Below are 17,177 nucleotides of genomic sequence, written 5' to 3'. Positions count from 1 at the left end.
AACAAAGTTCATTAGATAAGAGTTCAAAACCCTTAATCTATAAGTAGAAAAGATATTTGAAATTTAAACTAGCCCTGTACCAGAACTAACGAATGCTTTACCAATCTAAAAGTGCTGGGTTTTGACTGGGGAAAAGTTAAAGGATAAAGATTTTTATCCTTTAACTTTTCCTTCGCCAAGAACTTTGGCGAACTACTAGTACTTTGTCAAGCTAATTTTGAGGGTTTGTAGTAACGACTAAAGTCCTTACTAAGAACTTCCTTACTCATCAATTTCAACTTGACAGACTACTACTGTAGCGGAAGTTTGGCTAATTGAGATAGTAGCTGGATTTACGCCTTGCTGTACTAATGTAGAATTGTTTGATTTTTAACATAAACCGGATGTGCATTACTTAACTTCAAATGAACAAATTTTACTCATTAACTTATTTGCTTAATTTATCTTAACTTACTCTCTCAGGTATCTAACTATAGAATAATATGCTTAGTCATCCGTCGTAAGAAGTACATTTGTATCAAGGGAATAGGTATATTTTTACGTATAGTATAATATTATGTTTGTTTTTTCATAAAGAAACACAATCTTATACCAAGTACACACTGCTAAATTTTATGTCTTATAAAACATATTTTATCAAGTAATTACGTACTTAATCCATCGTTATCTATCAAATTAAAGGTAAAAGTCAAAAAACGATGTCTTTATCGTTACAAATAATTGGCTCAAAGAATTTTTGGTAATATGCCAAACTGTTATAATTCCCCTGCCTCATGCTTTAATTCGGATAAAAGGTTGTATAAGTTCTAAAGCAAAAGAATTGACAAGCAGATCAAAAGATTTTCTATTGTAAATTTGGTAATGTGCCGCTTCTGCATTAGCGTTCCGAAGGAAAGGTTTCGCATCTGATCAATCTTTGAGAGTGACTAAGTTCAAAATCTCGCAATCACGACAAAAGCGAAAGAATTGACACCTAAATCAAAATATTTTTCATTGCAAATTAGGCTTTCATGATCATCACCATTACAACTTAAGAATTTCCCCAAGCAGTTTAGTAAGTACATCAGCTCTATGAAAGCTAGTTATATTAAGCTTTGTAAAGATTCTGAGACACGATTGAATTCGGGTTAGTTGCTAGTTTATGCACCTTTAGATAATTTAGTTTTTGCCCGCCAATCTACTGTAAATACTATAGTCATCACCAGAAAAGCGAAAAATTTGACACCCAAGATCAAAGGATTTTTGATTGCACAAGCGTCTTCGTCTCCCTTATTCTGGTTACAAGAAGCACAGCCCCATCTGTTGTGTGCTTCCAGTAAAAATTTTTTGGTACTGCGCTCAGAAGCATCAATCAGCAGCAATCAGCCCTACTATCGACCAAGCTAGGTCATAGCTGTAGTAAACAACAGAGTTGTTTGTATTAAATATTTCTAGCGCTGTGATTGTAAACTAAAAAGCCTTTGTGTAACTTTCTGTAATTAAGTGAAACCAATGAGTCAAAACTATACTGGTTCAAACTCTCCTCTGATCACCACTGAGCCATACAAGGAACTTCCAGCAAACAGATATGTAGAATCTACCTCTGACTCCCGTCAGCTTGATGAATCGGAGAATAGCAAGGGAATTCAGCCTTTTTTAAACGACCAAATAAGCCCAACGCTCTCAGTCGCCGGTGCGATCGCTCAGATGTTGGAAAATTTGGGAGTAAGCTACGCTTTTGGTGTCGCGGGTGGTGCAATGGCCAGCCTTTGGGGTGCCCTATCCAATAGCAGTATAGAGGTGTTGAACTTCCGCCATGAAGCAGGAGCCGCATTTGCAGCGACAGAAGCATATTTTGCCAATAATCGCCCCACTGTAGTTTTTACCACAGCAGGACCGGGGATCACCAACGCGATCACTGGATTATTTGCGGCTCGTGGTGAAGGTGCAAAAGTGATTTTGTTGTCGGCTTGCACCTCAGCACCGCAGCGTGGACGTTGGGCTATTCAAGAAACCAGCACTTACACCTTGCCTAGTGGAGGAATTTTTACCTCAGGAGCGCTATTCAACTATGCAATTACTATTGAATCTGCGGCTCAACTCCCACAGATTTTTCGGAAACTGGCTTTAGCTATGGCACAACCAGGCGGATTTGTTGCCCATTTGAGCATTCCCACTGCTGTGCAAACAAGTTTAGTTGAGGATATAGCTTTACCCCAACTTAATGTTTCTCCCTTTCCGATGACTGCTTCAAAAGAAGCGATCGCAAAATCTGTAGAGTTATTATCATCTGGTCCCTTTGCCATCTGGGTTGGTTTCGGTGCGCGTGATGCAGCAGACGAAATCCGCCAACTCGCTGAAAAAACTGGAGCCGCCGTTATCTGCTCACCCCGTGGTAAAGGTATTTTCCCCGAAGATCATCCCCAGTTTGTGGGTGTTACAGGTTTAGGCGGTCATGCTTCTGTCTTCACTTATATGGAACAGCAACCTCCACTACGCACACTTGTATTGGGAACCCGCCTTGGTGAACCGACTTCCTTCTGGAATTCGGCACTGGTTCCAAAAGGAGGTTTTGTACACGTAGATATTGACCCGGAAGTACCTGGAGTGGCCTATCCACACGCTGAAACTTTTGGGGTTCGATCTGATATCAAAGCCTTTGTACAAGAGTTGTTGCAGCAATTGCCAGATGCTCCTGATTCCACAATGTCCCTACCTCGTCCAGAACATAAAGCAATCGAACCTGCTACAGACGTAGATTATCCAGTACGACCAGAAGTATTGATGGCAGCAATTCAAAAGATCATTGTTGAGGGTAGCAATGCCGTAGTCATGGCAGAGTGCGGTAACTCCTTTACTTGGTCAACTCATCTACTCCAATTTGTCCAAGCCAATCGGTACCGAGTCAGCACCGGAGTTGGAGCAATGGGTCACGCCGTGACCGGAGTGTTGGGTGCAGCGCTGGCGAACAATAGTAAGGCTGTGGGTATTGTCGGCGATGGGGCAATGCTGATGAATAACGAAATCAGTACAGCTGTCAAATACAAAATCCCTGCTATTTGGATTGTACTCAACGATGCTCGTTACAACATGTGTCATCAAGGGATGAAAATATTGGGGTTAAAAGGTGCAGACGCAACAATTCCACCGACAAACTTCGCCATGATTGCTCGTGGTATGGGAGCAGAAGCGATCGTAGTCGTCAGAGAGTCGGATATTGAAGCCGCATTAGAACAAGCGATCGCATCAACTGTTCCCTTTCTCATTGATGTAGTGATTGACGCTGACCGCCCAGCACCTTCTGGTGGACGTAACAAAAGTTTGGCTGCACAAGGAGTTAAATCAAGTGCCGCTAAAAATTCAGGCAAGCAAGTTTCATTTCCAATGGTTTGATTCTAAAACTTGGCAATTTCATTCAATTGTTATAGACACTAAAACCCACAATTAAGCGGACTTTGTAACACATCTCTGATTGTTACATCTCCACTCTTAGTCTACTCACCAAAGGATAAGGATAAAGTACGAATCTAAAAGCGACAAAAATTATCTTCCAGCCAATAACTACCCACCAAAACTGGAACTTTAACTTTTAATTTTTGAACACTACTTTATTCTTAACTTCATCCCATCTTAATATTCGAGACTGGTTTTGTGTCTATATCTTTACATTTCGTAATGTTCATTACTTTGAGGTCAAGATGCTGCTATTTGAAACTGTTAGGGAAATGGGTCACGAACAAGTTTTATTTTGTCATGGTAAAAATCCCGATATTAAGGCAATTATTGCCATCCATGATACTAGCTTGGGGCCAGCGATGGGAGCTACAAGACTCATGCCTTATATCAATGAGGAAGCTGCTTTAAAAGATGCGCTTCGTCTAAGTCGAGGAATGACATATAAAGCTGCCTGTGCGAACATTCCGGCGGGTGGCGGCAAAGCAGTTATTATCGCTAATCCTGAAAATAAAACAGATGATCTGTTGAGAGCTTACGGACGTTTTGTTGATAGCCTGAATGGACGTTTTATTACTGGACAAGATGTTAATATTACCCCTGATGATGTCCGAACAATCAGTCAAGAAACTAAATATGTTGTTGGAGTATCAGAAAAGTCCGGCGGGCCTGCTCCCATAACATCACTAGGAGTTTTTCTAGGAATTAAAGCTGCTGTAGAATCTCGTTGGCAAAGCAAAAGACTTGATGGGATGAAAGTTGCAGTTCAAGGCTTAGGAAATGTTGGCAAAAATCTTTGCCGCCATTTACATGAGCATGATGTCAAGCTTTACGTTAGCGATGTAAATCCAGCCAAAACCGAAGAAGTAAAACGGCTTTTTGGGGCAACTATTGTCGAACCAAGCGAAATTTACGCTCTTGATGTAGATATCTTTGCTCCTTGCGCTTTAGGAGGAATTCTTAATAGTCAGACAATTCCTTTACTACGAGCTTCTATTATTGCCGGTGCAGCTAATAATCAATTGGAAAATGAGCTACTGCATAGTCAAATGCTTGCAAAAAAAGGGATTCTTTACAGCCCTGATTATGTAATTAATGCCGGAGGGCTAATTAATGTTTATAACGAAATGATTGGTTATGACGAAGTAAAAGCTTTCAAGCAAGTGCATAACATTTATGACACGCTATTAGCAATTTTTGATATTGCTCAAGAGCAGGGAATTACTACCAACGATGCTGCTAGACGATTAGCAGAAGACCGGATTCAGAGCGGTAAACGAATCAAGACTAAAGCGATCGCAGCTTAATTGTTATTATCTTTAGGAGTGAACAGTGGAAAAAAATACTTTTGCTACATCAGCTTATATTGCTACTTCACCAGAGAGCGCCTTTGAGTACCTTTGTAGTTTAAAAAACTTGGACGAATGGACGCTTTATAGCCGAATGCAAGAGCAAATTGACGAAGATACTTGGCTCGGAACTGCATCTGGTTATCACAAAAATCTTTACTATCACGTTAAAAAACTAGAAAACCCGCTTTTCTACGGCATTGAATGGCACTGTGGATTAGAGTATCAAAAATATTTTCAGGTTTATCCTGTTTTGCTATTTCCTACAGACTACATTCAGCCAGGGACAGATGAAAAAGGTGTGTACTTTCACTGGTTGAGCTTTGTCGATCCCAAACGGCAGACTCAGATGATTATGCAGGGAATTCATACAGTCCACACTTCGGAATGTCGTTCTCTAAAAGGTAACTTGGAACGCAAGGCTGGTCTGATCGCAGCAGCCAAAGGAAGCCACTTCATCGATACTGACACCATCTATGTTGATGCTCCAATTGAAATTGGCATTGAATACTTAAAAGACTTACAAAACGTAGATGAGTGGGCGCATTTACTGCGACCAGATGGTGAGATTACTTCGGAATCAGGTGAATTCAAAGATGAATATGACCAGAAAGTAAAAGTATCTGTGCGCTCTCATAGTTTGAGTAAATACTACTTGCTTGAACAAGAACACTTTTATCCAGATTATGAATATTATCAGCGCTCTGTAGCATTACTTATTCCAACCGCTTATGCTTTCGCTGACCCAGAGGCTTCTGGTTTTATTCTGCATCGGATTACATTCTGGAAAGCAGATGGTTCTGTAACCCACGGCAAACTTCAGATTGAAGATTTTGGGGCTGAGAGCATGAACATCAAACGTTTGCTCGAAGCTAAAGCTGGCAACCTCAAATCATTTGATCGGGGAATGAGCTATTTGCCAAAAGTTCAAGAATCACTAGTTACTAATTAAAACCTTAGCGTTCCTCACCGTAGCCTCCCGAAGGGACGCTCCGCGAACGGCAAGCCGCAGAACGTCTACCTCTGCGTTTAAAATTCAACCCTCAATTCCCCAAGATTTTACCCAAAGCTAAGCTCTACTAAAAAGCGAAATTGCAACACATGAAACAGAAACAACTTACTATTACTTTCCTCACTTTTTGTGTTGCCGCTTTTTCGGGAATGAAAGCTGCCTCAGCTGCATCTTTTTCGGTAATCGCCGACGGTCTATATAATGCCGGTGGTTTGAGCTTTGGCCCTGATGGTAATCTCTATGTTACAGAGGCGGGAATAGGGGGAAGTGGCGCTTGTGTTCCACCACCAAGTGGTCAAGGCAACTCTCTATGCTATGGCAAAAGTGGTGCAGTTACCAAAATTGAAAATGGTAAGACCAAGCGGATACTTACAGGACTTCCTTCCTTAGCATTACCAGATGGTACTGGAGGCGCAGGTCCTCGTGATATCCAATTTGATGCGACAGGTAAGCCTTATGTTCTGATTGGGTATGGGGCTAATCCAGCCTTTCGCGATCGCAAGTTAGGTAAAACTGACCTCGGTAAAATCATTGCTGCTGACTTTAATAGCAATTCTTGGACGAGTATTGCCGATTTAGCTAACTATGAACTCGCCAAAAATCCTGATGGTGGTGATGTAGATAGCAATCCCTTGGGTTTTGTAATAGATGGCAATCATTTTGTTGCGGTTGATGCAGGTGCAAACGACTTGCTCAGTGTTAATACTGATGGCAGGAATTTGCAAGCTATTACCAGATTTTCCAAAGACATATTGACTAATCCCATCTTTCCACCTTCTGATACCCCATCCAATGAACCGGCACAGGTGCCATCTCAAGGTGAAATGGCGCGATCGCAGTTTGCAAGTCAACCAGTACCCTCAAGTGTAACCAAAGGCCCTGATGGCGCTTATTATGTGAGCCAATTTACTGGTTTTCCCTTCCCAGAAGGTGGAGCGAAAATCTATCGAGTTGGTGCTGATGGCAAGTCAACAGTCTATGCAGATGGTTTTACCCAACTCACAGACTTGCAATTTGATCCTGCGGGTAATTTATATGCTTTGCAGTATGCCAATCAGTCAGCCTGGAAGGGTAATCTTGATGCTTCTGTAATCAAAATAGCTACCGATGGAACACGCACAACTCTTCTGAGTGGCAATGGATTAGAGTCGGCTAGCGCCCTGACTATTGGTTCCGATGGTGCAGTATACGTCACAAACCGAGGCGATCGCCCAGGTCAAGGACAAGTTCTCAGAATTGAAAATATCAAATCTGTCCCTGAACCTGATTCAGTTTTAGGCGTATTAGCGATCGCTGCTTTGAGCGTTGGTTGGTTGCACAAGAAGAGAAGCCCCAAAACCTTACTGGCTCAACAGTACTACAAAATTCCTTCTGAATTCTTTCTTGAGGAAAATTTCCACAAACAAATTATTTAATTCTCAATCTCCAAAAATATGAAAATCAAGTCATTTGTTCTTACATCTGCTACATTTTGTTTTGCTGCTATTTGTGGAGCACCATCTGTACAAGCTGCAACCCTAACGACAATTGTCGATGGAATCAGTAATGCACGAGGTGTTAGCTTTGGCCCTGACGGAAGTCTCTACGTAGCCGAGCCTGGTATTGGAGGAAACGGAAATTGCCAACCATCTCCGAGTACGCTGTTTCAGCCTATCTGTGCTGGTAATACTAGTTCACTGGTCAAAGTTACACCAGACGGCACCAAACAGCGTTTACTTACCAACTTTGAATCTCTAGCAGAACAACCCACTGGCAACCAAGGCGCTGGTATTGAAGACATACAATTCGATTCTCTAGGGAATGCTTATCTTTTGACGGGGTTTGCTGGTTATCCCGGAAACCGTGATTTAGCAACACATAACCTTGCTTCTCAATTCCCACTCCCACAAAAGCAACTTGCTACTTTCCCGCCATCAACAGCCGATAAAGTTTTGAATACACCGTTACTAGGACAACTATACAAAGCTGACTTGAAGACGGGATCTCTCAAGAGTATTTTTGACTTTGCCAAGTATGAAATCACCAAAAATCCAGACAAGGGGGATGTAGTTACCAATCCCTATGACCTAACGGTTAATGGTGATAGTGCTTATGTTGTTGACGGGGGTGGGAATACTGCTTATAAAATTAAACTTGACGGAAGTAAGTCCCAGGCGATCGCAATTCCTAAAACCATCGTTAGTAACTCCGTCTTACCACCAGGATTAAAACTACCTCCTGGGCTATTAGATGAGCTTCCAGGAGGAAAAATAGCAATTCAGGCAGTACCCACAGGTGGCACAATTGGTCCTGATGGAGCTTTATACGTTGGCGAATATACGGGTTTTCCTTATCCAGCAGGTAAATCACGGATTTTCCGCATCGGTAAGGATGAAAAACCAGAAGTTTTTCTGGATGGGTTTACGCACATCACAGACCTAACCTTTGATAAGAAGGGTAATTTGCTGGTTTTACAGTTCAGCGACAAGTCCCAGTTAGGGGGTGACATCACAAATCTACCTGGTTCTCTGATCCAAGTTAGTCCTGACGGCACTCGCACAACACTCGTTGCAGCAGGTCAAGGGCTAGATTCGGCTGATGGAATTGCTGTTGGTCCTGATGGCAAGATTTATATTACCAATCGCGGTGTCGGTCCAGGACTAGGTGAGGTTGTTCGAGTGGATACCAAAGTAGTTCCCGAAGCTAGTTCTTCAATAGGTCTGATAGCTGTCGGTATCTTAGGTGCAACTTCAATGTTGAAACGTAAAGGCAGTAAAGAATTAGCTAAAGCACACACTGTCTGATTCCTCGTTACCTGGCTCTGTCAGGAAATGGTTACAGAATAGGCTGCTGCCTCACATAGAAAGTTGCATTTCAAAGAGGAGGCAGCAGCCTAAATTTCCGAGTTCCCAAACTGGGACTAGGAACGAAATTAGTCTAGGAACGAGTATAACCCATACAACCAGGACTTAAAACTCATGGGATTAGTCAAAAATTTCTCAATCGGCATTCTCGGCACTGGATTGATGGTATTGGCAACAGTAGCTCAAGCCAAGGCTGTAACATTAACTTACGACAGAACTATTGGTAGCGCCGGCTTTGGTCCTGGGCAGCTATTTGTCCCCCAAGGCATAACCGTGGATGGCTCTGGGAATACCCTTATAAGTAATGGTCGCGGTCTTAACCCGGACGGCACTTTTAACCCAAACATCGGTAACAAGGTTGAAGTATTCAATCCTCAAGGTAATTATATTGGAGCGATCGGCAAGGGCGGCAAAGGGGCTGGACAATTTGACGAACCATCGGCTCTAGAAATCGATCCGCAAACTGGGAATCTCTATGTAGGTGATGTTTTCAACAACCGGATTAATCTCTTTGATCCTCAGGGTAAGTTTATTAAATCCTTTGGTGAGTTTGGCGGTCTAATACCGGGTAGAGCTTTCTTTGGGCCATCTGGTGTGACATTCGATAAAACTGGCAATGTCTATATTGGTGATTTTAGCGGCGACAAGATCAATAAATACACTAAAGACGGCAAGTTAATTGGCACTATTGGCACCTCTGGCACTAAACCTGGGCAGTTTCAAGGACCAGCAGGTTTAAGAATTTCTCCAGTCAGTGGCAATTTTTATGTTAGTGACCAGTTTAACAACCGCGTCCAAGTACTCGATCCACAGGGTAAACCGATCTTGACATTTGGTAAACAAGGTAATGGAAATGGGGAGTTTAATCAGCCCATCGGCTTAGAAGTGGATGAATTTGAGAATATTTATGTGGCTGATTCTATCAACAGCCGCGTCCAGGTATTTGATAAAAAGGGTAACTTCCTGACGGCATTTGGTAAACCTGCCGCCGCAACACCCCCAAAACTAGGTCAACTACCTTTTGGCAACCCACTCGACCTCACACCAGGCACATTTAACTGGACTGGTGGCACAAGCTACAAAAATGGCAAGCTTTATGTGGGCGATTTCTTTCAAGGTCGCGTTCAAGTCTTAAACGTAGAGGACAGAAGGCAAGTGCCAGAACCTAGTTCAACATTGGGTTTAGCATTGCTTGGATTTGGGGCTGCTACCGTCACATTGAGAAAACGTGGGCAACAAAAGTCAGTTTCAGCTTAGAGAATAAACTGCAAAAACAGTGCTAAGTTCTGATGCTTGAATAACAGTTTTGTAGGGTGCGTTAGCCAAGGGTATAACGCACCATCTAAATAATTTCGGTGCGTTACCCTTTGCGGTAACACACCCTATTGGCTCCCCGACGAACAAGGGAGATAAAAATTGGGTAACACAACAAGGTCAACATTATCAAGGTGCTTTCAGGACATTAACGGTTCATGCAAATTTTAATTTATTCATACAACTACCATCCAGAGCCAATTGGTATTGCACCTTTGATGACTGAACTAGCAGAAGGGCTGGTGAAGCGAGGGCACCAAGTGCGGGTAATTACAGGTATGCCTAACTATCCTCAGCGTCAGATTTACGATCGCTATCGGGGTAAGTTATACGTTACTGAACAGAAAAATGGTGTGACCATTCAGCGTAGTTACCTGCGGATTAAGTCTAAACCTAACCTTCTAGATAGGTTACTCCTAGAGTTGAGCTTTGTCTTTACAAGTTTGCCACAAGCTCTCAAGGGCGAGCGACCTGATTTAATTCTCTTAACAGTACCGCCGTTACTAGTTTGCTTACCTGCAACTTTAATAGCTTGGCTATACAACTGTCCAGTTGTGCTGAATGTGCAAGATATCCTCCCGGAAGCTGCTGTGCGTGTTGGGCTAATTAAAAATAAGTTGATGATTCTCGCTCTAGAAGCTTTAGAGAAATTCGCCTACCGAACTGCAAATAGCATTAGCGTGATTGCTGATGGCTTTGTAGATAATTTAATAAATAAAGGTGTACCCGCTAATAAAATTGCCTGTATTCCAAATTGGGTGAATCTAAATTTTATCCGCCCTTTACCGCCAGAGAATAACTCTTGGAGAGCTAACCATCAACTCGATGGTAAATTTGTAGTGCTTTATTCAGGTAATATTGCTCTCACTCAAGGTTTGGAAACAGTAATAGAAGCAGCAGCTCGCTTGCGTCATCTAAAAGAAATTGTCTTTGTCGTAGCCGGAGAATCCCAAGCTCTCAAAAGATTGCAAAAACACTGTCTTGCTTGTGGGGCAGATAACGTTTTGCTTTTACCATTGCAACCGCGAGAAAAACTCCCGCAAATGTTAGCAGCCGCCGATATCGGGTTGATTGTGCAAAAGTGCAATATAATTTCCTTCAATATGCCTTCTAAAATACCACTGTTGTTAGCTAGTGGTCGCCCAATTGTGGGTTCAGTTCCCTCTGTGGGTACTGCTGCCAAAGCTATCCGAGAAAGTGGCGGTGGTATTATCGTTGAGCCAGAGTCAGCAGCTGCTTTAGCTGCTGCGGTATTGGATTTATATAATCAGCCGGAATTAGCAGCACAATTAGGGTGCAAAGGAAGAAAATTTGCGGTAGAAAACTATTCCTTTGAGCAAGCGCTAGATCGGTATGAAGAATTATTTTCTGATGTGATTACTAAACGAGCAACAACTTTGGATATCTTGCCGGAAATGAGTTCTAAGGAATCACTTGTTGATATTTGAAAATTGGGGACGGGAAAAATGCTTTTGAAATCCTCTTATTCAGATCGGCTTAAAAAAACTGACCAAAACTTGATTGCCTTACTTTGCGATCGCATATCATTATTAGCAGCATCAGAACAACCTTCTTTAGATGAACAACTGGCTGATGTCGCTCCCCTACTCGCTCAAGCTGGTATTCCTGAGTCCGTTTGGGCAAGTGTGCTAAATAGTTGTCATGCTACTCTAATTGCTAAATATCCCACAAATCATGTCAGCCCCCGACAAATTACGATCATCGGTGGACAGGGCAGGATGGGAAGATTATTTAAAGAACAGCTTTCAGTAGTAGGTCACAATGTTAGGGTTCTCGAACACGAAGATTGGGAGTATGCAGATAAACTGTTGAGTCAGGTAGAATTAGTATTAGTAAGCGTTCCTATTGAATATACAATTGATGTTATCAAGCGTGCAGCTAAATATCTCGCCCCAAATACTGCTTTGTGTGACATCACAAGTATTAAAGCACAGCCAACTCAAGCAATGCTCAAACACCATTCTGGCCCAGTCATGGGTTTACACCCAATGTTCGGGCCAAATATTAAATCATTTTTTGGGGAAAAAGTGGTGGTGTGTCCAGGCCGAAACGATGATTCATTTCAATGGTTATTAGACTTGATTAAAAGTCAAGGTGGAGAGTTAATTATTTCCACGCCTGAAGAACATGATAAAATAATGGTTGTTGTTCAAGCAACACAACATTTTTGTAGATTTAGTCTTGGCGTTTTCTTAGCAGAAGCAATAATTGATATAGAGCAGAGTTTAACAATGTCAACTCCTAACTACCGTCAAGAGATTGATATTGTTAAACGTTTGTTTTCTCAGAGTCCTAATTTATGTGTTGATATTATGTTAGCTACAGAAGAGAGGTGTAATGCAATTAGCTTTTTAGCTAAGACTTACAGCCGTTTGGCGAGACTGGTAGCCAGGAAAGATAGAGACGCATTAATTAAAGAATTTGAAAATACTCAAAGCTTTTTTGAAGAGAAAATTAACACTTTTATCCAGCCTTTAAATACAAGGGCTTTCCAAGGAGATTTTAAAGAATAATTCAGACGCTCGATAGCGTTCGCGTAGCGTCTGACTCGCTACCACTGCACTATCCACCAGTCACACAAAATTTAACTCTGAATTCTTTCTTTTTAAACCACAAATGCACACAAATATTAGCATTTGAGTAACAAAAACCATGCTGATAGACATCTTTCATGATACCGTTTGCCCTTGGTGCAGGATTGGGAAAAAACATCTATTTGATGCACTGGCACAATCGCAAGAACAAGAAGTAAATATCCGATGGCATCCCTTTCTTCTGGACAATACTGTTCCTGCTGACGGGTATGAATTTCGGAGCTTTATGCAAAATAGAAAAGGTATGAAAGCGGAAGAAATCAAACATCTGTTGGATTATACCCAACGAGCCGGTGAGGCCGCTGGAGTTAAGCTAGATTTTGACAAAATCCGTTTAGCTGTTAATACTAAGCTTTCTCATCAACTGATTGCACTTGCACCTGCAAAGGTAAAAAACGATGTCGTAGAAGCTATTTATAAAGCTTACTTTGAAGATGGTTTGAACATCGGAAATATTGACGTTATTGTTGCCATTGGTACAGCATATCAGATGCATCCTAGCGAATTAAAGTTACAATTAAATGATCGTAATGTGGTTGATGTAGTTGTTGCTGAATCTACATTTGCTCGCTTAAATGGGATCAACAGCGTGCCATTTTTGATCATCAATAACAAAGTCCAGGTAAATGGTTCTCACTCCGTAGAGGTGTTCCTGGAAACTTTGAATCGTACTACACTTTTAGATATACCTGCAAAAATATGATAGTTGATATCAAGCAAAAAAGTAGATTACTTCATCAACGTGTTTCGGTTACTTTTAACTACGAGGTTTACTTTACCCAAAATTTATTTGAGTTGAAAAATCCCACTTTAGCGCAAGTGATTCCAGCCGATGGGGAGACAAAGCCGAAGAAAATAGTTGCAGTGGTAGACGCAGGAATATTAAAGTATCAACCAGAATTGGTGAACCAATTAGTCGCGTATACCAAGTTTTATGCAGAGGTGCTAGCGATCGCAGCTGAACCTATGATAATTTCGGGAGGAGAAGCTGCCAAAAACGATCCCACTTTATTAGAGCAAATCCATCAACTCATTGAAGCAGCCGGATTATGTCGCCACTCTTACATATTAGCGATCGGGGGTGGGGCGGTATTAGATTTGGTAGGATATGCAGCTGCAACTGCTCATCGGGGAATTCGTCTAATTCGGGTGCCGACGACGGTATTGGGGCAAAATGATTCTGGGGTTGGCGTAAAAAACAGCATCAATGCCTTTGGTAAAAAGAACTTTCTCGGCACATTTGCGCCACCTTATGCAGTTATAAATGATTCTGCCTTTTTGACAACTCTAGACGATCGCGATTGGCGTTCTGGAATCGCAGAAGCAATCAAAGTGGCGCTGATTAAGGATGCTTCATTTTTTGATTTTATCCATTCTCACACCGCAGCCCTTGGACGACGAGACATGGATACTATGCAACAAGTTATCTATCGTTGCGCCCAGTTGCATTTAGAACATATTGCCAATAGCGGCGATCCTTTTGAAATGGGTTCGTCTCGTCCCCTAGATTTTGGACATTGGGCGGCTCATAAACTGGAGCATTTGACAAATTATCGCTTGCGTCATGGCGAAGCCGTTGCGATCGGTATTGCTTTGGATAGCACCTATTCTTATTTAGTAGGACTGCTAGATTTTTCAGAGTGGCAACGGATATTAAATACTTTCTTGGCGTTGGGTTTTACGTTGTATGTGCCAGAACTCGCTGAGAATTTATCAGAACTAGAAGATCCTCATTGTTTGTTTCAAGGTTTAACTGAATTCCGTGAACATTTGGGAGGGGAGTTAACTTTGACGCTGTTACAAGGGATTGGAAAAAGAATTGAGGTTCACAAGGTTGATTTGTTTTTGTATCGGCAAGCAATATCGCTGTTGCGCGAATTTAGAATTAAGTTTTAAACGCTCTAGGTAGCTGAAGGAAGCGTAGAGTAACCCTGATGTTTGATCAGATGATCTACTACTTTTGAGGGAGGCGGAGGTTTTCAAATAGTTTTCTTAGCAAGTGTACTAAAAAAGCAGTATAAAAAGCGAATAAATTGACACCTAATCTAAAAATTGTTCAATATATTATCTGCTTGATATCTAGTACTCTTAAATAAGAAGCAAAAAGGTTTTAATTACATATTTTGAAAAAAATAAGCTGATGAAAGTAGGTTGATTTAAATTGGCAATAAATCATCTAAATTTCTTGTTCATCCAAAAATACCTAACTAAATAGGAATAACTCAAAGTAAGTTAACAAAAATGATTAACTAATAATTAGTATAGAGATATTACCCATGATTTTTGATTCCCGTTCTTACAAAACCCTTGGCGGTGTAAGTGTTTCTCGCTCGATCACCGAAGTTAAGATCGACGCTGCCCTCGAAGATATTCTGTTCCGCTTAAATTCTCAGCGTGGAGGCTTGCTAAGGAGTAGCTACGAATATCCAGGCAGATACAAAAGATGGGCGATCGGATTTGTCAATCCACCATTGGAATTGACTACACAGGAGAATGCTTTCACTTTGATAGCGCTAAATGAACGCGGTCAAGTCCTTTTACCATTACTCCTAGAGTGCTTATCAAAATCGAAACAACTTGAAAAAGTTACCCAAGATAATAGCCATATTGTAGGCTTTGTTAAACCGGAAAAAAAATTATTTGCTGAAGAAGAACGTAGCAAACAACCTTCAGCATTTACAGTTGTCCGCGAAATACTACATACTTTTTCTAGTCAAGAAGACGAGCATTTAGGATTGTACGGCGCATTTGGTTATGACTTAGTTTTTCAATTTGAACCAATTAATCATCGTCTGGAACGTCCTACAGATCAGCGTGATTTAGTGCTTTATCTGCCTGATGAATTGATAGTTGTTGACTATTATCAGCAACGCGCATTTCGTCTTCAATATGAATTTGAAACAGCGCACGGCAACACGAAGAATCTACCTAGAACAGGTGAATCTGTAGATTATCGCGGAAAACATTTTCTCCCAAATCAAACTGCTGACCATCAAGTAGGCGAATATGCCAAAAAAGTTGAGGTTGCACTCGATTATTTCCGCCGAGGTGATTTATTTGAAGTTGTTCCTAGTCAAAACTTTTTTGAAGGTTATGAACAGGAACCCAGCAAACTATTTGAAACCTTAAAGGAAATAAATCCTAGTCCTTATGGGTTTATTTTTAATTTAGGTGGAGAATATCTGATTGGTGCATCTCCAGAAATGTTTGTGCGGGTTGAAGGTAGGCGAGTAGAAACTTGTCCGATTAGTGGCACTATTACCCGGGGACAAGATGCTCTTGATGATGCCGTGCAAATTCGTCAGTTACTCAACTCCCACAAAGATGAAGCTGAGTTGACGATGTGTACTGATGTCGATCGCAATGACAAATCCCGAATATGCGAACCTGGTTCAGTACGAGTGATTGGCCGTCGCCAAATTGAATTATACAGCCATTTAATTCATACAGTAGATCATGTTGAGGGTATACTGCGATCGCAATTTGATGCCTTAGATGCATTCTTGAGCCATACTTGGGCAGTTACAGTCACCGGCGCACCCAAAAAAGCCGCAATAAATTTCATTGAACAGCATGAAAAGAGCGCTCGACGTTGGTATGGTGGAGCAGTTGGCTATTTAAATTTCAATGGCAATTTAAATACTGGATTAATTCTGCGGACAATTCGATTAAAAGACTGCATCGCTGAAGTACGAGTTGGTGCTACTGTCCTTTATGACTCCATACCAAAAGCAGAAGAAGAAGAAACAATTACCAAAGCTGCTGCTTTATTTGAGACGATTCGGCGTGTTAAGCAAACGAGTCAGAAAGTTGATGAGTCCAGTTCCATAAAATTAACTAAAATCCTCCCAAGTGCGGAAGCTGGCAAACGCATCTTATTAATAGACTATGAAGACTCATTTGTTCATACCCTAGCCAATTACATTCGCCAAACTGGTGCGATCGTCACCACATTACGTCACGGTTTCTCTGATTCACTTTTTGATACAGAACGACCTGACTTAGTTGTTTTATCTCCGGGACCTGGTAGACCAAGTGATTTTGGGGTTCCAGAGACTGTTGGCGCTATTCTTTATCGCAAAATTCCCATTTTCGGAGTTTGTCTAGGACTGCAAGGCATCGTTGAAGCTTTTGGTGGAGAGTTGGGAGTTCTCAACTATCCTCAACATGGTAAATCCTCACGGATTTTCGTTACTGATTCCGATTCTGTAACCTTCAAAAACTTACCAGAATCCTTTGCAGTGGGTAGATATCACTCATTGTTTGCCCTACCGCAACATTTGCCAAAAGAACTAAAAGTAACAGCGATTTCTGATGACGACGTAATTATGGGCATTGAACATCAAACACTTCCCATCGCCGCCGTTCAGTTTCATCCAGAATCAATCATGACTTTAGCCGGAGAAGTTGGTCTGGAAATCATTAAAAATGTGGTGTCTGCATATACGCAAACCAAAGAGTCATTAATCATTGGTCATTAGTCATTTGCCTCGTTCCCATGCAGAGCATGGGAATGCGATCCTTGAGGCTCCGCCTCATACCAAATTAAGAATGTTTTTAGTCATATCAGGCAGGCAGAGCCTGCACATAATGCATTCCCAGATGGAATCTG

12 protein-coding genes are annotated in these 17,177 nt (G+C 41.5%); all 12 read left to right on the top strand.

The features are described 5' to 3' along the window. Positions 1-1,131 precede the first annotated feature (1,131 nt). The gene (locus tag V7K15_RS11195; protein WP_334905573.1) at positions 1,132-1,386 is read left to right on the top strand and encodes a hypothetical protein; all 255 of its coding nucleotides are present in this window, start codon (positions 1,132-1,134) and stop codon (positions 1,384-1,386) included. A 105-nt stretch (positions 1,387-1,491) separates the two neighbouring features. Beyond that, positions 1,492-3,372, top strand: coding sequence for a scytonemin biosynthesis protein ScyA (gene scyA, locus V7K15_RS11190; protein WP_334905572.1), 1,881 nt, complete (start codon positions 1,492-1,494; stop codon positions 3,370-3,372). 305 nt (positions 3,373-3,677) lie between these two features. Next, positions 3,678-4,739: a tryptophan dehydrogenase ScyB gene (scyB, locus tag V7K15_RS11185; protein WP_334905571.1), complete on the top strand. Its 1,062-nt coding sequence runs from the start codon at positions 3,678-3,680 to the stop codon at positions 4,737-4,739. A gap of 25 nt (positions 4,740-4,764) precedes the next feature. Further along, a complete protein-coding gene (gene scyC, locus V7K15_RS11180; protein WP_334905570.1) occupies positions 4,765-5,733 on the top strand; it encodes a scytonemin biosynthesis cyclase/decarboxylase ScyC in 969 nt (322 codons plus the stop codon). A 149-nt stretch (positions 5,734-5,882) separates the two neighbouring features. Then, entirely contained in the window at positions 5,883-7,208 is a 1,326-nt protein-coding gene (locus V7K15_RS11175; RefSeq protein WP_334905569.1) for a ScyD/ScyE family protein, read from the top strand. Between the two features lie 18 nt (positions 7,209-7,226). Continuing rightward, a complete protein-coding gene (locus tag V7K15_RS11170) occupies positions 7,227-8,576 on the top strand; it encodes a ScyD/ScyE family protein (RefSeq protein ID WP_334905568.1) in 1,350 nt (449 codons plus the stop codon). A gap of 174 nt (positions 8,577-8,750) precedes the next feature. Then, positions 8,751-9,893, top strand: a complete 1,143-nt coding sequence (scyF, locus tag V7K15_RS11165) for a scytonemin biosynthesis PEP-CTERM protein ScyF (RefSeq protein WP_334905567.1) — start codon at positions 8,751-8,753, stop codon at positions 9,891-9,893. A 215-nt stretch (positions 9,894-10,108) separates the two neighbouring features. After that, a complete protein-coding gene (locus V7K15_RS11160; RefSeq protein ID WP_334905566.1) occupies positions 10,109-11,398 on the top strand; it encodes a glycosyltransferase family 4 protein in 1,290 nt (429 codons plus the stop codon). A gap of 18 nt (positions 11,399-11,416) precedes the next feature. Continuing rightward, positions 11,417-12,484, top strand: a complete 1,068-nt coding sequence (gene tyrA / locus V7K15_RS11155; protein ID WP_334905565.1) for a bifunctional chorismate mutase/prephenate dehydrogenase — start codon at positions 11,417-11,419, stop codon at positions 12,482-12,484. A gap of 139 nt (positions 12,485-12,623) precedes the next feature. Continuing rightward, positions 12,624-13,268 (top strand): DsbA family oxidoreductase, encoded by a 645-nt coding sequence (locus tag V7K15_RS11150; RefSeq protein ID WP_334905564.1) that lies wholly within the window; start codon positions 12,624-12,626, stop codon positions 13,266-13,268. Further along, positions 13,265-14,461: a 3-dehydroquinate synthase gene (locus tag V7K15_RS11145; protein WP_334905563.1), complete on the top strand. Its 1,197-nt coding sequence runs from the start codon at positions 13,265-13,267 to the stop codon at positions 14,459-14,461. The genes V7K15_RS11150 and V7K15_RS11145 overlap by 4 nt, the downstream gene beginning before the upstream one ends. A gap of 380 nt (positions 14,462-14,841) precedes the next feature. Further along, positions 14,842-17,046: an anthranilate synthase gene (locus V7K15_RS11140; RefSeq protein ID WP_334905562.1), complete on the top strand. Its 2,205-nt coding sequence runs from the start codon at positions 14,842-14,844 to the stop codon at positions 17,044-17,046. Positions 17,047-17,177: the final 131 nt, after the last annotated feature.

The sequence above is a fragment of the Nostoc sp. genome (genome assembly GCF_036919815.1).
Lineage (GTDB): Bacteria > Cyanobacteriota > Cyanobacteriia > Cyanobacteriales > Nostocaceae > Nostoc.
This window is presented reverse-complemented; position numbering and strand designations above follow the sequence as displayed.